Genomic DNA, 18,047 nt, shown 5'->3' with positions numbered 1-18,047 from the left:
GAACCGCTTCGGCCCAAAGCCGCACGCGGCAGAACGGGACTTTAAATGGTGTTTTCGCGCTTCTTCCGAATGATGTCCCACGACATGGCGATCGATCTGGGGACCGCGAATACGGTCGTTTACTTGCGCGGGCGCGGCGTCGTGCTCAACGAGCCTTCGGTTGTTGCGGTCGAGACGATCAATGGCGTCAAGCGTGTCAAGGCTGTCGGTGACGATGCCAAGCTGATGATGGGCAAGACCCCCGGCTCGATCGAGGCGATTCGGCCACTGCGCGACGGTGTAATCGCGGACATCGACGTGGCCGAGCAGATGATCAGCCACTTCATCCGCAAGGTGCATGGCCAGCGCCGCTTCATGCGCTGGCCCCAGATCGTGATCTGCGTGCCTTCCGGTTCTACTTCGGTCGAACGCCGCGCGATCCGCGACGCGGCTTCGAACGCCGGCGCCAGCCAGGTGTTCCTGATCGAGGAGCCGATGGCGGCTGCGATCGGTGCAGACATGCCCGTGACCGAGCCGATCGGCTCCATGGTGGTCGATATCGGCGGCGGCACCACCGAAGTGGCGGTGCTCTCGCTGCGCGGCCTGGCCTATTCGACCAGCGTCCGCGTTGGCGGCGACAAGATGGACGAAGCGATCGTCTCGTACGTGCGCCGCAACCATAACCTTCTGATCGGCGAAGCCACGGCCGAGCGGATCAAGCAGGAAGTTGGCGTCGCCAAGCCGCCGCTCGACGGCATTGGTCTTACGATCCACATCAAGGGCCGCGATCTCGTCAACGGCGTGCCCAAGGAAATCCAGATCAACCAGGGCCAGATCGCCGAAGCGCTTTCGGAGCCGGTCGGCACGATCGTCGAAGGCGTGCGCATCGCACTGGAGAACACCGCACCGGAGCTGGCCGCCGACATCGTCGACCAGGGCATCGTGCTCACCGGCGGTGGCGCATTGCTCAAGGGCATCGATGAAGTGCTCCGCGACGAGACCGGCCTGCCGGTAACGATCGCAGAGAACCCGCTGACCTGCGTCGCGCTGGGGACCGGCCGCGCGCTGGAGGATCCAGTGTTCCGCGGCGTGCTGATCCAGGTCTAAGAAGGGCAAGGGGGATATGGCGCCGCCAAGAAACCGGCGCCCGGGGTTTTCGCGGCGGGCGCAATACGGCCTATTCCTGGGATATGTGGCGGCGGTCGGCGGTGTGGCGATCGGTGCAACCTTGCTGCTGCTTTCCACTTTCAACCCTACGGCCTATTCGGCGGTGCGCGCTTTCTTCGCCGAGATCACCACGCCGGTTTCCTCCGCCTTTGCCTGGATGCGCGGTGGCGTGGCGGGGGCGCCCGAAGGCATTTCCAGCTATGTCAATGTCCGCGCCGAGAATGAGCGGCTTCGCAAGCAGCTTGCCGACAATGAGACGATCGTCTCCCGCGCACGCACGCTCAACCAGGAAAATAGGCGGCTGCGCGAGATGCTTCAGCTGCGCGACGTGACGACCGATGCGGTGGTGATCGCGCGGCTGGTCAATAGCTCGGCCTCGAGCACGCGGCGCTACGCAACGCTCAATGCCGGCAATTGGCAGGGCGTGAAGCCCGGCCAGCCGGTCCGCGAGCCCACAGGCCTGATTGGCCAGGTGATCGAGACCGGGCCGAACACTTCGCGCGTGCTGCTGATCGTCGATCCCGAGAGTATCGTACCCGTGCGCCGGACGCGCGACGGGCTGCCCGCCATCGCGGCGGGCCGCGGCGACGGGCTGATGGACATCCGCTCCGCAAGCGTAGCCACCATGATCTTCCAGCCAGGGGACACGTTCATCACTTCGGGCACCGGGGGCATCTTCTCGCCCAATATCCCAGTAGCGCGGGTGATCCGCACCGCGCGCGACATCGCCGTGGCCGAGCCCGCCGCCAATCCCGACGCGCTCGATTTCGCGCTCGTGCAGGTGAGCTTCCTCCCGCCGCTGCCAACTCCCACGCCGCCGCCCAAGGCCAAGAAGTGAGCAGCCCGATCGAGTGGGTCCCGCTCGGACGCAGCGAAAAGCGTTCGCGCGCGATCTGGCTCGCCCCGCTTTCGGTAATGCTGGGCTCCATGGTGACGCTGCTCCCCGTCGTCGCCACTGTGCCCTTCCTGCCGCCTTTCGGGCTGATGATGCTGCTCGGCTGGCGGCTGGTGCGCGGCGATTCGATGAAGGTCTGGGCACCGGTGCTGCTCGGCTTCTTCGACGACGCGATGAGCGGCCAGCCGCTCGGCAATGCAATGTGTTTCTGGACGATCTGCGTGCTCGTCATCGACGTGTTCGATACGCGATTGGTGTGGCGTGACTTTTGGCAGGACTGGCTGATCGCCAGCGGCGCTATCGCCTTCTGCCTCATCGCCGGCCGTCTGGTCGCTGCGCCCTTCTATGCGCATGTCGATACCGCGCTGCTGTTCCAGATCCTGATATCGGCCGCGCTTTTTCCCGTGATTGCCCGCTTCTGCGCGTGGCTCGATCGGGATACAAAGCGGCGGTAATGGTCCGGATCACCGAAGCAACCCAGGCATATAGCTTCTCGCGGCGCGCACTCGTGCTGGGGGGATTGCAGGGCGGCGTCGCGCTCGTGCTCGCCGGGCGGATGGCCTATCTCTCGGTATTCGAGAACGAGCGCTATCGAACTCATGGCCGAGAGCAACCGTGTCAATCTGACGCTGACGCCGCCGCGCCGTGGCTGGATCGTGGACCGCAACGGCGCGCCGCTCGCCAACAACCGCACCGATTTCCGCGTCGACCTTATCCCCGACCGAGTCGAGGACAAGCAGAAGACGCTCGATTCGCTGCAGAAAATCCTGGGGCTGACGCCCGAGGACCGCGCGCGGATCGAAACCGATCTCAAGCGCGCGGCAGGCTTCCAGCCGGTGCAGGTGCTCGAGAATCTCGACTGGGAGCGCTTCGCCGCGATCAGCGTCCGCCTACCCGAATTGCCGGGTGTGGCCCCTACCCGCGGCTTCGCGCGCAACTATCCGCTCGGGGCCGGAGTCGGACACCTGGTCGGCTATGTCGGCACTGCGAATGCCGAGCAGTTCAAGAAGGAAAAGGACCCGCTGCTCGTCACCCCCGGCTTCAAGCTCGGCAAGGACGGGCTCGAGAAGCAGATGGAGGATCGGCTGCGTGGCACGCCCGGCGCCAAGCGCGTCGAAGTCACTGCGCATGGCCGGCTGGTGCGCGAACTCGCGACGCGGCCCGATTCCCCGGGCGATACCGTGAAGCTGACCATCGATGCGGGGCTGCAGGAATATACTGCGCGGCGCATGGGCGACGAATCGGGCTCGGTCACCGTGTTCGATTGCATGACCGGCCAGATCCTCGCGATGGTCTCGATGCCGGCCTATGATCCCAATGCCTTTTCCGACGGGATCAGCCGCTCCGAATGGCGAATGCTGTCGGAGGACGATCACATCCCGCTGATGAACAAGACGCTCCAGGGCCTCTATCCGCCGGGATCGACCTTCAAGCCTGCCACCGCGCTGGCGGCGCTGAGCGCGGGGATCGATCCGTCGCGCGTGGTCTATTGCAATGGCGGCTATCAGCTCGGCAATCGCCGCTATGGCTGTCTGGGGCGGCACGGGCCGATGACGATGCACACGGCCATCGCGCGCAGCTGCAACACCTATTTCTACACCGTCGGCCGCGAAATCGGCATCGATCGCATCGCCGCTGCGGCCCGTGCACTGGGCTTTGGGGCCGAATATGAGCTTCCTCTGCCATCGCAGCGATACGGGACGATCCCCGACCAGGCATGGAAGCTCAAGCGCTACAAGCAGGAATGGACCCAGTCGGACACGCTCAACGCGGCGATCGGTCAGGGGTATGTGCTGGTCAGCCCGTTCCAGCTGGCGCTGTCGGCGGCGCGGCTGGCTTCGGGCAAGATGGTACAACCGACCTTGCTGCTGGAGGCGGCCAAGGCCTATCCTGCCCTGCCCTTCCCGCCCGAGCATGTCGAGATCGTCCGCGCCGGGATGGACGAAGTGGTCAACGGTCACGGCACCGCCGGCGCGTCCAAGCTGCAGATTCCCGATGTGCGTATGGGCGGCAAGACCGGCACGGCGCAGGTCCGCCGGATCATGGACGCCAATCGCGGCCAGGGCGGCGCATGGAAGTATCGCGACCATGGCCTGTTTATCTGCTTCGCGCCTGTCGACAATCCGCGCTACGCCGCTTCAGTGGTGATCGAGCATGGCATGGGCGGCGCCCGCGCCGCAGCGCCGATCGCCAAGGACGTGCTCACCTTCCTGTTCGATCGGCCCCAGGCGATGACTCGGCTCCACGCGCTCGAGGCCGGCTGGGGCGGCAATATCAACCAGCGCATGGCGGCCCGCGCCGCGGCATGGAAGACGGCCCAGGCGCCGCAACCAGCGGCCGCAGCACCCGTGCCCGAAGATCCTGCCGAAGCGGCGCAGAACGTCGTCTCCGCTGCATCCAACGCCTCGGTCAGCGCGATCGAGCCTGACGCGTCGGTCACCAACGCCACCGGGCCGCTCGAGTGAAAAGCGCCAATATCGGCCCATCCGGCGTCGTCCCCGCACAGCTCGCCCAGCTTCCCTGGCGCGTGATCTTTCTCGTCATCGCGATCGGGATGTTCGGGCTGCTTGTGCTGTATTCGGCGGCGAGCGGGAATATCCGGCCTTGGGCGTTTAACCAGGGCACACGCTTCTTCATCTTCCTCGCCATGGCAATCGTCCTCTCGCGCATCCCCGAGCAAGTCTGGGCTTTCGGCGCCTTTCCTGCCTATATCGGCACGCTGGTGATGCTGATCGGGGTCGAATTGCTTGGTGCGGTCGCGGGGGGCAGCCAGCGCTGGCTGGATCTCGGCATCATCCGGTTGCAGCCCTCCGAACTGATGAAACCGGTGATCGTGCTGGCCTGCGCCCGCTTCTACGAGATGCTGCCGGCGGGTGAAATCCGCCGCTTCGGGGCGATCTGGCCCGCTGTGGTGCTGATCGGACTGCCCGCGGGCCTGGTGATGCTCCAGCCCGATCTGGGCACGGCGCTGATGATCGTCGCCGGGGGGATCACGGTGATGTTCCTCGCCGGCATTCCGCTGCGCCTCTTCATCGGCGGCGCGCTGGCGATGGCGGTGTCGATCCCGATCATCGTCAATTATGTGCTCCACGATTATCAGCGCAAGCGCGTGCTGACCTTCATGAGCCCGGAGAGCGATCCGCTGGGCACCGGCTATCATATCAGCCAGTCCAAGATCGCGATCGGATCGGGCGGATGGTTCGGCAAGGGGTTCCTCAACGGCACACAGAGCCACCTCGATTATTTGCCCGAAGGGCATACCGATTTCGCGCTGGCGACGATGATGGAGGAATGGGGCCTGATGGGCGGCGTGTTCCTGATCGTCGCGTTCGGGCTGCTGATCAAATGGGGCATCGGCGTCAGCGTCCGCTCGACCAGCCGCTTCGCGCGGCTTACCGCCGCCGCGCTCTCCGCCACGATATTCTATTATGTCGCGATCAACATGGCGATGGTGATGGGTCTGGCGCCCGTCGTCGGGGTGCCGCTGCCGCTGATCAGCTTCGGCGGCACTGCGACGATGACGTTCATGATCTGCCTGGGCATCCTGATGTCGATCGACCGGCAGAACCGTCGGGTCCAGCGCTGGTAAGCCTCAGGCGGCGAAGCGGCTCTTGGGGATGTGCGTGATCCGGCAGGCGAGATCCGCCTCTCCCGACGCGAGGACATAATGATCCCCCGCATCGGCGATGCCGGTCGTGAAGACGACGTCGCGGACGTACATCTTGTCTTCCAGCGGCTGAGTCAGATCGGGCGCCGCTTCGAGCAGCGGCGCATGATCGGTGCGCACGGTCCGCGAGGGATCGTCGCAATCGAGGATCGACCAATAGGTGCGATAGATGCCGACGATCTCCTTGGGCTCAACGCCGTGCCACAGGGTCAGCCAGCCGTCATCGGTAAGGATCGGCGGGGTCCCTCCCCCCATCCGCGCGGTGGCGACGGTGCCGGCGTGTGGACGTATCCCCGGCTTCAAATGCGGGCGCCAATGGCGAGCATCGGGTGAAGTCGCGAGATTTATCGATGGCCCGGCGCGCCACTCGCTGCCCGGCGGATAGGCGAAATAGAGATCGCCGAGCGGCCGGGTTTGGGCCCAATATTGCCCGCCGACCTTGCCTTCGAAGATCAGCATGTCCTTGTTCTGGTGATCGAGCACGATGCCGTCGAAGCGCCAATCCAGGCCGTCGTTCGACACGTATAGCGTGGTCGAATGCCGCTCGGGGCTGACCGAGCAGGTGGTCATCAGCCATTCGTCGCCGACGCGGCTGATCCGCGCATCCTCGACGCCATAGCATTGCCAATCGCCCTGCGGCGCGATCGGGCGATCGTAATGCACGCGGACCACTTCCAGCCCATTCGGAGTCAACTCAACCGGGAGCAGCCAGGAGAGCGATGTCAGCGCCATGATCTTCCAGCCGCCGCCATGGAGCAGGAATTTGCGCGGGTCCGCGGTGTTGGCGAGTTCGAGCGGCCAGGCATCGAGTACGTAGCGCCCGTCGGTCCAGCGGATTGCATGGACCTTGCCGTCGCGTATCGGGTGGCGCAGCGCCTCCGCCACGCGCACCATCATCAGCAGATTGCCGTTGGGCAGCCGCGTCAGCCCGGGATTGAAGGCGCCGAGAACATAGGTTTCGGCATCGAGATGCCCGGCAATCGGCGATTGCGACAGATCGACATCATCCGGCCCGAACACGAGCCGATCGACGGCGAATTCGCTCACTCGTCACCTCGGGCGCGCGGGGCGACGACGATTTGCTGGACGTTGGAGCGGCGCGGCTGGGTCAGCATGAAGTGTGCGGCGACGGCGATGTCCTCGGCGCGCAGCATCGCCTCCTTGAGGATTTCCTCGGCCTGCTCCTCGGCAGTGAAGCTCTCATATTGGAAGTCGGCGCCGGTCTTGGCCGGCTCGATAAAGCCGACCTTGATGCCCTTTGGCGCCAGCTCGCGGCGGATCGCTTCGGCAAAACCTGCGATGCCGGCCTTCATTCCCGAATAGACGCTGCTTTCCGCGCCCAGCAGATGCGCGGAGACCGAGCCGATCAGGACGATGTCGCCCTTGTCCTTCAGCACCTCGGCAGCGGCATGGGCGGTGGCGAGATAGGCTGTGAAATCGACGGCAATGGCATAGCGTAGTTCGTCTGCGCTCATCGTCGTGAGGCCCTGGGCGGGAATGGCCGCATTGACGATGGCGATGTCGAAATCGCCGAAATAAGCGCGCGCCGCGCTCACAAAGCGATCGACGGCATCGGGCTCGGCCAGATCGAGGCTCAAGCCGTCGCCCTTCCCTACTTCACGAATGCGCTCCAGTGCGTCCTGAAGGTGCTGCGGATCGCGCCCGCAAATGAAGACGTCCACACCTTCGGACGCCAGCAGCACTGCGATTGCGCGCCCGATCCCGGTGGTCCCGCCGGTGATGATCGCCCGCCGGCCCTTCAGGCTCGGCTGCTCGGTATGCGCGTCTCGGATATCGGTCATTGAATTCTCTTCACGGAGGAAAAAGGCGAGCGGGCGGCCGGCGGGCGCGAGCGCCAAAACACCGCGGCTGAAGCTTTCGGCCGACCTGCCGCGCCGCGCTCAGCGCTTCAGATACTGCTCGACGGCTTCTGCGCCGCTGCCGGCGGCATCGACAGCTTCCTGGAGCCGCTCACGCGAAACCCCGAAGCGCTTGGTCCAATAGGTGACCTCATAGTCCTCGCCCATCGCGATCCGCGACGAGTCCTGCGGCCCGCGATCGTTCTTGTCGTCCGACATGCTTTCTCCTCTCGTTGCGCCTGGTGGCGATGCCCGATGAAAACATGAGGAGCAGGATTGGTTGCTGCGGCTAACTTGAATCAAGGCGAATGCCGCGCGGGGCGGGACCAAGAGCCGACGCAGCGAACCGACTTTCGGCCTCAACTCTGAATCACAACGCGGTTTTGAAATATGGGCTGCACCGCCAGCAGCGCCTGCGCCCGGTTCTGGACGCCCAGCTTGCGAAACGTAGCGGATAGATGCGCCTTGATGGTGGCTTCGGTGACGCCGAGTTCGCCGGCGATCTGCTTGTTCGAACGCCCATCGGCCAACGCGATGAGCACGCGACGCCAATGGCTGCGACAGCCGCGTCACCAATATCCGCGTGCGGCTGGGGGGAAGCCAGCTGGCCGGGACTAATTTCTCGATCCGCTTCCGCGTGCGAGTGAAATAAACGAGGGCTTAGAAGGCCGGAGTCCGCACACCGATCCAGACACTGGTAGACTGCTCATCATCGGGTGGGACGCGCAGTTTCAAGCCCCAGCCGCGCACAGTTTCGATAGGATCATTGCCCCCGGCTGCGTGGAACTTGCGGCGAATCCTGTGCACTAGGACGTCCCTGATCGTTGCGCTGCATGCGCCGCCGCGCAGGGCGCCGTCGACCGTTTCCCAATTTGCGCGCCCGCGCTGCATGAGGACCAGCATCAACTCGCTCTCCAGCGGCGAGAGCTTGACCTGAATGTCCCCCAGCCAGATTTCGAGCGGATCGAAGATCAAGGTGAGCCTGCCGCGCCGGATCGACGGACGTTCAAGATCTTCGGGCTGATATATTCGTCCGAGCGCGTTCATTGACTTCCACACCTTGCATCGGGATCACCGATCTTTCGGCCTAGGGGTGGGTCGGGAGGCTGGGGTTGTTGCGAATTGCGGATTCGCGCTGGCGGCGGGGCTGCGGAGACATCACGCAAGATCGGACAAATTCCGAGCCGCTCGACTGTCCGCTTCCGGACAGAAAGCGGGCGTTAGACGCGCAAAAAGCAGGAATTTCTTGCTTCGGCTTGCTCAAACTTGCGGATTTAGCCCTTTGTAATCCAGCGTTCATCCACGCGCTGCGCAACTGCGGCTAAAGTCGGTGATAGGGAGTTTGCATGCGCGTCGATGCCGTTCGAATGTCAAAACATTCCGCGGCTCCGCTTGCCTCGGTCGAGCGGCCACGCGTGGTCCTGTCGCACCTCGGACGGGGTGAATCGATGATGACAGGCGGCGCCCCGTCGCTGAAGCTGCTGCTCGAGGGCGAGGAAGTATACCGCGTCGACGGCCGCACCTATCGCTTGACCCCCGGCAGGCTGCTGCTGGTCGATCGCGGGGACTGCTATGAAGCGACGGTTCGCGTTCAGGAAACGCGCGGCCTTTGTATCTATCTGCCCACCGGATCAGCCACCCCGGCGCAATCCTCGCTGCTCGGCCGCACGGCGATACGATCCTTGCTGAGCACGCCGCTGGGTTCGGACTTCGTGAACGCGGCCATGCACGCGCACCGGGATCCGCAAAATTGGGAAGCGAACGCGCCTGCGCTGGCCGCCGCGGCCGCGGCGGTTCTGCAGGGAGCGCGGGAAGACATCTCCACCCACATGCAGCAACTCAGCCTCAAGCGGGTAGTGACGCGCCGTGAGGTCCTCAATCGCCTGGAAATGGCAAGGGCGCACCTTCATGCAATCACCAACCGCGCCATTTCCCTCGCGGAATTGTCGGATGTCGCCGGCCTTTCGAGCTTCCATCTGTCACGCTATTTCTCCGCGGTCTTCGGCGTCCCTCCAGCCAGCTATCACCGCAAGCTGAGGATGGAGTTCGCCAAGACGATGCTGGAGAGCGGCAATCATTCCGCAACCGAAGTGTCGGTGCTTCTCGGCTTCTCCGATCTGAGCGCCTTCAGTCATTCCTTCAAAAAGGAGTTTGGCCTTCCCCCCAGCATGGCCTGGGACTTGCGAGAAAGTTCGCGCTTATCCAGGCAAGTCTAGAAGCGTATTGCGATCCGAAATTGCGTAAAGGCAATGTAAAGGTAGTCGCAAGCTTGCGTAAAACAAACCCTGGCATAAATGATAGTTGGCGTGTTTACGTAGCAACATCCCATAAACGCGCCATTTACACGACTGATTTCTCCTCTAGCTACGCGGATAGAGCGAGACGATCCTCAGAATAATGAGGCGGCTCTCCGAATAGAGGGAGACAATGATGCGTAAGACAATCTATCTGGCAGGAACCATTCTCGGTTCCGCCATCGCCGCGATGGCTCTGCCGTCCGCGGCTCTGGCGCAGGACACCGCCACCACGACGCAGACCGCCCCTGCCGCTGATGACCAGCAGGCGGAAGAAGGCGAGACCGTCGTTGTCACTGGTTCGCTGTTCCGCCGTACCGACGCGGAAACCCCGTCGCCGGTCACCGTGCTGAGCGCAGCCACGCTCGAGCAGCGCGGCATCAACACCGTTGCTGAAGCAGTGCAGCGCGTTTCGGCCAACGGCGCCGGCACGATCACGCAGGGCTGGAACAACGGCAACAACTTCGCGACCGGCGCAAACGCAGTCTCGCTGCGCGGTCTGACCGTGCAGTCGACCCTGACCATCTTCGACGGCCTGCGCATGGCGCCGTACCCGCTCGCGGACGACGGTCACCGCAACTTCGTCGACCTCAACACCATCCCCAATGCGATCGTAGAGCGCATCGAAATCCTTCGTGACGGCGCTTCGTCGACCTACGGCGCCGACGCGGTTGCCGGCGTGGTCAACGTGATCACCAAGAAGGAAATCCAGGGTCTTCACATTAATGCCTCGGCGGGCGTTTCACAGCGCGGTTTCGCTCCCGAGCAGCGCTTCGACGCCACTTTCGGCTATGGCGATCTGGAAGAGCAGGGCTTCAACTTCTACGTCAACGGCGAGTATCAGCGCGCTGATCGCCTATATGCGCGGGACACCGAATTCCCGTTCAACACCGGCAATCTCAGCAGCATGTGCACGCCGTCGATCGGCCGCACCGAGCTTCGCGATCCGGTCACCAACGCAGTCACTCGGACTGCGGTTGCTGCGGGCACGATCGTTTGCCGCGCCAACAACGCCCAGAACTCGCTTCGTCCCACGAACGTGACGACGGTGCTTCCGAACGGCGGTTTCGTGTTCAACGGCATGTTCGCGACTCCGGTGCCCGTGGTCCGCGAAATCAGTCCGGCGACCGCCATCCTCGGCCGCTATAACTTGCTCAACGCCGCCGCCGGCTGCCGCAATCTGACCACGGTCAATGTGCCACAGGCGTTCGCCGGCCTCACGACAAATGCCGGTCCGATCCAGTGCTCCCGCGACAATCGTGCGCTGTACAATACAGTTTTGCCCGATCAAGAGCGTTTCGGCGGTGCATTCCGCTTCACCGCCAACTTGGGCGAGCGCGCGCAATTCTATGCAGCGGCAAACTATTATCAGGTCAACACCGACACGCAGGGTGCGCCGGTTGCCTTCAACGGCACGACGCCGCCTCCAACGCAGTTCGCGCTGACCAACCTGTACCTGCCCGCCTATGTCTGCGCCGCTGGCGTCGGCTCGGCGACGATGCTGGCGACGGGCTGCACCGCGGCCAATGGTACGCTGAACCCGAACAACCCGTTCGCCGCTGCCGGCAACCGTGCCCAGATCCTGATGACCTATGATCGTCCGCGCGAAATCTCGGCGCGCGCTCGCAGCCTTCGTGGTGCGATGGGCGTCAACGGTTCGTTCGGCGATGACTGGAACTATTCGGTCGAAGGCACAGTCTCAAACGTCCAGCTCGACATCATCAACCGCAACGTGCTGATCCCAGGGCGCGTCATGGATGTTGCTGCACAGGGTACCTATAACTTCCTGAATCCCGAAGCGAACAGCCAGACGATCCGAGACTTCATCGCTCCGGTCTCGAACAATCGCTCGAATTCGGACCTCTGGCAGGTTTCGGCGACCCTCGCGAAGGATCTGTTCGATCTCCCGGGCGGCCCGCTCCAGGCGGCAGTCGGCGGCGCGTTTCGCCACGAATTGATCAACAATCCCTCGGCGAACCCGGCAAATGCCGCCCGCCCGCAGGATCGCTACTTCGTGATCAACGCAGTGGGCGCGGTCGGCTCGCGCGACGTTAAGTCGGCGTTCTTCGAATTGAACGCGCCGATCCTGCCGCAGTTCGAAGTCAACGCTTCGGGCCGCTATGACGACTATTCGTCGGGCCAGTCGAACTTCTCGCCGAAGATCGGCGCCAAGTTTACCCCGATCAAGCAGATCGCCATCCGCGGCACCTACTCGAAGGGCTTCCGCATCCCCTCGTTCAACGAAGCTTTCGGTCTGCCGACCACGGGCTACGTCACTCAGCAGCTGAGCACGACCACGCCTGGCTATGCTCAGTTCGCGGCTGCGCATAACAGCAATCTCTATGCAACGGGTCCGTTCCCGGTGGGTCAAACGTCGATCGGCAATGCGGCGCTGAGCCCGGAAAAATCGACCAGCTGGACGCTGGGCGCCATCTTCGAGCCGATCCGCAACGTCAGCTTCACGGTCGATTACTTCAATATCGAAGTGCGCGACCTGATCGCCAATGCGACCTATGACGTCACCGAAGTGCTCCGCCAATATTACACTCAGAACGGTGTCGTGAATATTCCGGGCATCAACGTGATCCCGGGTCAACCCGATCCGTCCTTCCCGAATGCGCTTCCGCATCTCGGGTTCATCGAAGCGTCGTTCGAGAACACTGATTCGCAACGCGTCTCGGGCCTGGATTTCGGGATCAACGCACGCATCCCGCTGTTCAACGATGTCACGCTGACCAGCTCGTTCGAGGCTTCGTACACGCTCAAGTTCGAGCGCGTGTTCCCGGGCCGCGTGGAACGCTATGAAGGCACACTCTCACCGTGCGACGTGACGTCGTGCTCGGGCGCGCCGAAGTGGCGTGGCAGCTGGCAGAATACGATCCAGACCGGCGGCACCACCGCTACCGTCACGGCCTATTACACCAGTGGGCTCGATCTCGCGGCGGTCGATCTGGGCGGCACCGCGGGCGATTGCAGCGCGAGCATCGGACGTGAAGTCTTCACCTATGAGGACAACGTCACTCCGGTCCTGTGCAATTCGAAGGCGCAGTGGAACGTCGACTTCAGCATCAGCCAGCGTATCACCGACAAGTTCATGATCTACGCAAACGTCCTCAACGTGCTGAACATCAAGCCGACATTCGACCCGAGCGGCGCATACGGCACCACCCAGTACAACCCGGCCTGGTCCGGCCCGAACATCCTTGGCCGCTACTTCCGCGTCGGCGCGAAGGTCGACTTCTAGCCGAACCTGACTGCTGAAAGAGAAGGGCGGCTCCGCAAGGGGCCGCCCCTTTTCGTTGCGTGATGAGCAATCGGCGACGAGCAGTGAGCGCAGATTAGCCGCGGGCTGATGCCCCGATCGCCAGCACCGCACAAACTAACAATCTGAAAGGGATGGTGGACGCACTTGGGCTCGAACCAAGGACCCGCTGATTAAGAGTCAGCGGGGCACAGCAAATTTCTGCGCAACTAGCACGTTTTACAGGGCTTTTCTTGGACGGGTTTGCAAATTCTAGGCGCGGTTTGCACTTAGTCGCGGTCGTCCCTCATCGAGAGAGCCTCCATAGCCCGACCCGCGAGGGCGGCGTTCTGGCGCTTTGTGGCGTATTTCATGGCCATCTCATAAGTCGAGTGCCCGACGATAGAGCTGATCACTGCAACCGAACAACCAGCGTCGTTGAGCCGGGCGGCCGCAGCGTAGCGCAGACCGTGGAACGAGATGTCGTACCATCCCAGGCTGTCCAGAAATTCGCGCAGGTGGTCGGCGAATAGCCGCTCGGTGTAGGCGCTGCCGTCCTCACGAGTGAGCAACAGGTTCGAATCGTCCGGATCGTTTGACCCCACGCGACGCGCGACTAGGTCCTTCAGCGGTCCGGTTATAGGCACCTCGACCAGAACGTTTGTCTTCAGCTGGCGCACCTGGATATCGTGGCCCAAGACACGCTGCTTAGTCATTGCCACGACGTCTTCCAGACGCTGCCCGGTGCACACGCCCAAGATCACGCCGTCACGGATCGCTCGAGGTGCCCGCGCTATCACGGTCGCGATCTGATGCTCGTGCCAAGGATCGTGACTGTCGATGTTGCTCTTGCGCTGCATCTTCTCGACACCCTTCACTGGGCTTTTTTCGATGAGCTCGCACCGGGCAGCATAGGACATGAGCACGCCGAGGACGGACTTGAATGCGTCGGCGGTCCGGACGCCGGTCTGGTCGTCAACCGGCGTCGGTGGCCGGCGGCGCGATTTACGTTTCTCAGGAATTGGCTTTCCTCTGGCGATTGCCTTCTCGACGCGGCGCTGATGATCGGCCTCTGCCGCCTCGTCGGCAGCCTTGCGGGCTGCGATCGCCCGGCGCTGAGATTCACAGACTGCGTCGATGACCGAGTCTCGCATTTTGCGCACACCGTTCGCTGTCAACTTCCTGAACGGCAAATCGCCTGCCATGTCCCTTAGACGTTCGAGCTCGCGCTTGTAGCTAAGCCGGGTCTTGGGCTTGAGCTGCAGCCAGAACTTGCTCTCTTCGTATTGCTCGGCGAGCCAGCGAAGCGAGGTGTCGTCGGCGCGCTGCTCAGCGGCCATCTGTTCCTTCGTGGCAACCGACAGCAGCTTGCCATATTCTCGATGAAAGACCGGCTCACCGGGCTTGCCATGGATACGGGCCGGCTTCGCCAGGGTTTGATGCCGGAAATACCAAAGCTCAGTCCCGGTCTTCTTCCGGATGACAAAAGTGAAGGCGAGCTTGGCGTCGGCCATCAGCGGGCCCTCCCGAAGCCACCGGCAAGGGTATCGCCATGCTCGACCTTCGCCGCAGCGACTGCGGTCACACCGCAATGTTCGATCGGTATGTCGAGCTTCTCACCGGGCCAGGAGCGCACAATGCGATCATGCAAGTCCCTTTGCCCTTGGCCATCAACGAGTGGGCCAAATCTCTTCACCGCCTGCATTTCATCCTCCGCTGCATCTGCAGGGAGAGAGCCTTCATCTCAGACGCATCCACAGTCGCCGCTCCGATCGATCGTCGCGACCCATCGCAAAAGGGCGAGCGGGTCCAGCACGGGACCTAGTTCGGACCGGCGCCGCACCTTCATCTTCTCGAGGTGCCCGACGACTGTCTGAATTAGCGCCGGGTCAGTGCTGAGCGCCTGTCGTAGAACGTCTAGGACAGCTTCCAGGCAGGCCACGCCCGTGGAGAGCTCGTCGTCGAAAACGTGCGCGACGAAAACGACAATTCCGTCGTTGACTGTTATGCAGCCGTAGGCGTCCAGAGCGTTGGCATGAATTCGGGTGAAAGCTGGGCCATCCTCCTGAATGTAGACAGCGTCGTAGGGACGAGAAACGCGAGCCATCAGCTTGCCTTCCCGAAGCGGGCGGCAAAGGGATCGGCCGCAGGGGCCACTGCAACCCCGAACCTATGGTCAATGACCAAGTCCAGATCATCCCGCAGCCAGACCCGGGCGCCGCCATCGAGTGCCCCGCGTGGGTAAGTGCCGGATTTGACCCGGTCGAGAAACGTCGATTCGGAGAGGCCAAGATAGAACGCTGCTGCGCGCGCGCGCATTTGGCGCGGTGGGAAGTGGAAGCTCATTTCGCCACCTCCAGCCCTAGCGAAATGTTCGCGCTAAGGATGTTCGCAAGCCCACCGATAAGCTTTAGCGCGATGCAATCGAGCGATCGTGCGCTCATCGGGGCTTGCGGCAACGCTTGGCCGGCCGCCGCTGCGATGCTCAGCATTGCCGTTGCGGGGATGGCCCAAGCTCGTGTCCGAATAGGCAGCATCAAAGGTGCGCGCCGGCGCGAGCCAATACCGGTTCTCTTTAAGCGCTGCGGGCGCACTGCTTTTTCCTCGCTAGAGACGCAATCGCTCTCGGGGTTCAAATCTCCGTCTTGCCGAGACACGTGACGACGTTCGCTGCAACCTGTGGTCGAGCGAACGGCTGCGACGTGGTTGTCGGCCGGTGCCTGCAGGAGGTCCGACGAGGCGGGCATGCCCGCCTCGTCGTCCTGTGCGGCTGCGGGACCTGCTGGTGTCCACGGTGCAGCCGGTTCTTTTGTTCGCGTCACGATAGATCTCGCGTCGCCGCTGGCAGAGTCCCCGACCTTAAGCAAAGACGAGAGGTCGGAGACTCGCCAACGGTGGCTACATCTACTCGTCACTGCCGCAGCCACCGCATGCGTCGGCTACGGCACCGATGATCCCGCAAGACGCACCACAAGTAAACTACCCCTAGAGGCAAATATTTTGCCGTGCCTTCCGGAAGTGAGTGAAGCGACCTGGAGGACCTCGAAGCATGGGCTTCGACTAGGGTGACAAACCTGTGCATTTGAACATGCACAGATTTGACCGTGATAACATGTTAACACGGTGTGCGAATGATTCGCAGGTCGCTAGCGCAGTAGATTTGGGATTCCCCAAATCTACGGTATTGCGCTGAACTTTTTTAGGGTGACAGAATGACGTTCTTGTCACCCTAAATGTATAACTTTCTGCCTGATTTGGTCCAGTGTTTGTCACCCTCACGGGTGGTATTGGACGTTCGCCGCCGAGGGTGACAAGACCGGCTTTGCTTGCCCTCGGCCGCAGGCCGCTAATTCACCCCCCCATCGAGCGACGCTTGTCATAGCTGAGCGTAGGGCCTGTCGTTCCATATTGGGGCAGCGAAGCTTCGCGAACGCCCGTTCAGGATCTGCGAATCAAGCGACGCCGTTCGGGCGCTCGCCATTCCAGAGCGGAAACAGCTCCTTGAGTGGTTCGCCCGTGTGACGCCACCTAGCGCCTCGTCGTGCAGACTGGTCTGGTTACCGTATCTTCTTTGACGAGGTTCGGCGGACCCATAATATTGAATCAGGCCGAAGTCCTGGAATCTGCCTGGGCCGGCGAAAGCAATCCTGCCAGGCGGTGCACAACTGCCAATTCACCTGCCAGGAGATCAACACTGGCAACGCGCAGCCGCTCATCGCCCTCGATCATTCCGTAGCCTGCATCCAGGAACTCAGTGCCAAGGGCGGCATGGTGCGGGTAAAGCAGCATAGTCTCCTGGCAGCGGTATAGCCGTGCATATGCCATCATTTGATAGACGTCGGATTGCGACACGCCGCGCTTCTTGTCTTCCGGATTTCTGCCGATCAGCTTCCATTTTGTGTCGACCACCATCACGGTTTGCCCATCCCGCTTGATCAGAATATCAGGCGTTGTCTGGAAGCGTTCCCTGCCTTCTTCCCCTTCTTCCATAAGGCAGTAACGCAATCCGCCCTGTGAATGGACCGTCAGATCGCCGTTACGCAGCGCGCGCCGGGCGAGTGCTGCGATGTAAGCCTCGAAAAGATCGTTCATGGCGAACAGCAAGGTGATGCCTTGGCCCGCACTCGCATCATGATTGGTGCGTTGCCACTCACGCTTCAGAAATAGCTTGGCCAGCTGGTAAAGCGTCTCCCAACGTCGATTGGTCCGATCAATGCGCACCTTATCCCACGGCAGCGCGCGGACAGGGACATCGCTCACATCTGTCAAGAGAAACCGCAGTTCATCAAGGCGGCGCTGCGTTTCGTGCGCTCGGGCATGGCGACGCAACATCAGGACGCAGGCCTTCATGATGCGAAGCAATGGTGTCTCGGCAATCAATGAATCGAACCGGCAAGCAAGCCTGTCTGGGCGCACGGCGTGGTGGCTGAACTGGCGGATGACATCGAGTTGCCCGCGTAGCGCGGCGAGATCCTCCTCCTGGGCCAGATAGGCGCGGGGCAGCCCACGCCGGGCTTCGGCCAACAGGCGATCCGCAAACAGGCGGATCAGGATGTCGAGCAATGTTTCCTTCTGGCGCGCCATTGCCAGTGCCTGCCCGTCTCCCAATTTTAGCCCGAGCGCGACATCGAGCATCGACACAAGGCGGGCGCGAATAGCTTCGTCGGGCTCATCGGAGACAGGGTCGATCTTGGGAAGTATCTCGAGACTGCACCCAGGCGCGGCAATAATGCCGACAACCTGTTGCGCCCTGATTTCACTGTATCGATCTACGAGGATATTGGTCCCGGAACGGTTGGCCAGAGGATGTGACCGTGCGGCCAGCAGGAGCAAATTCGCCTGACGACGGGTGAAACTCCCCTCAGGCCCCTCACCGCCGCCATTATGGACGACGGTGGGTCCCCATTCCGGAACGGTCAAATGTGTCACGGATGAAGCCGTCCGA

At 62.6% G+C, this 18,047-nt stretch carries 16 protein-coding genes and 1 pseudogene; 7 read left to right on the top strand and 10 right to left on the bottom strand.

Annotation, left to right across the window (positions count from 1 at the left end; translation table 11 throughout):
• The first annotated feature begins 45 nt into the window (after positions 1 to 45).
• The 5 genes and pseudogenes from ACZZZM_RS10520 to rodA all read left to right on the top strand — a co-directional run bounded on the left by ACZZZM_RS10520 (position 46) and on the right by rodA (position 5,630).
• Entirely contained in the window at positions 46 to 1,086 is a 1,041-nt protein-coding gene (locus tag ACZZZM_RS10520; RefSeq protein WP_463595052.1) for a rod shape-determining protein, read from the top strand.
• Positions 1,087 to 1,171: 85 nt separating this feature from the next.
• Positions 1,172 to 1,984 (top strand): rod shape-determining protein MreC, encoded by an 813-nt coding sequence (gene mreC, locus ACZZZM_RS10515; RefSeq protein WP_463595051.1) that lies wholly within the window; start codon positions 1,172 to 1,174, stop codon positions 1,982 to 1,984.
• Positions 1,981 to 2,496 carry a rod shape-determining protein MreD gene (locus ACZZZM_RS10510; protein WP_463595050.1) on the top strand — a complete coding sequence of 172 codons (516 nt, stop codon included), beginning with the start codon at positions 1,981 to 1,983 and terminating at the stop codon, positions 2,494 to 2,496. The genes mreC and ACZZZM_RS10510 overlap by 4 nt, the downstream gene beginning before the upstream one ends.
• Positions 2,496 to 4,506, top strand: a pseudogene (gene mrdA / locus ACZZZM_RS10505) (penicillin-binding protein 2). Before ACZZZM_RS10510 ends, mrdA begins: the two are co-directional and overlap by 1 nt.
• A complete protein-coding gene (rodA, locus tag ACZZZM_RS10500) occupies positions 4,503 to 5,630 on the top strand; it encodes a rod shape-determining protein RodA (RefSeq protein ID WP_463595049.1) in 1,128 nt (375 codons plus the stop codon). The pseudogene mrdA and the gene rodA overlap by 4 nt, the downstream one beginning before the upstream one ends.
• Before the next feature lie 3 nt (positions 5,631 to 5,633).
• Here rodA and ACZZZM_RS10495 read toward each other — a convergent pair whose 3' ends face one another.
• The 5 genes from ACZZZM_RS10495 to ACZZZM_RS10475 form a co-directional block, all read right to left on the bottom strand.
• A complete protein-coding gene (locus ACZZZM_RS10495) occupies positions 5,634 to 6,755 on the bottom strand; it encodes a glycoside hydrolase family 130 protein (protein ID WP_463595048.1) in 1,122 nt (373 codons plus the stop codon).
• Positions 6,752 to 7,510, bottom strand: a complete 759-nt coding sequence (locus ACZZZM_RS10490; RefSeq protein WP_463595047.1) for an SDR family oxidoreductase — start codon at positions 7,508 to 7,510, stop codon at positions 6,752 to 6,754. The genes ACZZZM_RS10495 and ACZZZM_RS10490 overlap by 4 nt, the downstream gene beginning before the upstream one ends.
• 99 nt (positions 7,511 to 7,609) lie before the next feature.
• Positions 7,610 to 7,786: a DUF3606 domain-containing protein gene (locus ACZZZM_RS10485; protein WP_463595046.1), complete on the bottom strand. Its 177-nt coding sequence runs from the start codon at positions 7,784 to 7,786 to the stop codon at positions 7,610 to 7,612.
• A 140-nt stretch (positions 7,787 to 7,926) separates the two neighbouring features.
• Positions 7,927 to 8,109: a response regulator transcription factor gene (locus ACZZZM_RS10480; RefSeq protein ID WP_463595045.1), complete on the bottom strand. Its 183-nt coding sequence runs from the start codon at positions 8,107 to 8,109 to the stop codon at positions 7,927 to 7,929.
• 118 nt (positions 8,110 to 8,227) lie between these two features.
• Positions 8,228 to 8,614, bottom strand: a complete 387-nt coding sequence (locus ACZZZM_RS10475; protein WP_463595044.1) for a hypothetical protein — start codon at positions 8,612 to 8,614, stop codon at positions 8,228 to 8,230.
• 299 nt (positions 8,615 to 8,913) lie between these two features.
• Between ACZZZM_RS10475 and ACZZZM_RS10470 the strand changes: the two genes are divergently transcribed.
• Both ACZZZM_RS10470 and ACZZZM_RS10465 read left to right on the top strand, forming a co-directional pair.
• Complete coding sequence (locus tag ACZZZM_RS10470) at positions 8,914 to 9,783, top strand: helix-turn-helix domain-containing protein (RefSeq protein WP_463595043.1); 870 nt, start codon at positions 8,914 to 8,916, stop codon at positions 9,781 to 9,783.
• A 214-nt stretch (positions 9,784 to 9,997) separates the two neighbouring features.
• A complete protein-coding gene (locus ACZZZM_RS10465) occupies positions 9,998 to 13,105 on the top strand; it encodes a TonB-dependent receptor plug domain-containing protein (protein ID WP_463595042.1) in 3,108 nt (1,035 codons plus the stop codon).
• A gap of 287 nt (positions 13,106 to 13,392) precedes the next feature.
• Here the strand turns inward: ACZZZM_RS10465 and ACZZZM_RS10460 are convergent, their stop codons facing one another.
• The 5 genes from ACZZZM_RS10460 to ACZZZM_RS10440 all read right to left on the bottom strand — a co-directional run bounded on the left by ACZZZM_RS10460 (position 13,393) and on the right by ACZZZM_RS10440 (position 18,031).
• Positions 13,393 to 14,616: a tyrosine-type recombinase/integrase gene (locus tag ACZZZM_RS10460; protein ID WP_463595041.1), complete on the bottom strand. Its 1,224-nt coding sequence runs from the start codon at positions 14,614 to 14,616 to the stop codon at positions 13,393 to 13,395.
• Complete coding sequence (locus ACZZZM_RS10455) at positions 14,616 to 14,753, bottom strand: hypothetical protein (protein WP_463595040.1); 138 nt, start codon at positions 14,751 to 14,753, stop codon at positions 14,616 to 14,618. Before ACZZZM_RS10455 ends, ACZZZM_RS10460 begins: the two co-directional genes overlap by 1 nt.
• A 93-nt stretch (positions 14,754 to 14,846) precedes the next feature.
• Entirely contained in the window at positions 14,847 to 15,209 is a 363-nt protein-coding gene (locus ACZZZM_RS10450) for a hypothetical protein (RefSeq protein WP_463595039.1), read from the bottom strand.
• Positions 15,209 to 15,448 (bottom strand): helix-turn-helix transcriptional regulator, encoded by a 240-nt coding sequence (locus ACZZZM_RS10445; RefSeq protein WP_463595038.1) that lies wholly within the window; start codon positions 15,446 to 15,448, stop codon positions 15,209 to 15,211. The genes ACZZZM_RS10450 and ACZZZM_RS10445 overlap by 1 nt, the downstream gene beginning before the upstream one ends.
• Before the next feature lie 1,257 nt (positions 15,449 to 16,705).
• Positions 16,706 to 18,031 carry an McrC family protein gene (locus ACZZZM_RS10440; protein WP_463595037.1) on the bottom strand — a complete coding sequence of 442 codons (1,326 nt, stop codon included), beginning with the start codon at positions 18,029 to 18,031 and terminating at the stop codon, positions 16,706 to 16,708.
• Positions 18,032 to 18,047 lie beyond the last annotated feature (16 nt).

The organism is Sphingomonas sp. AC522 (assembly GCF_979258125.1).
This window is presented reverse-complemented; position numbering and strand designations above follow the sequence as displayed.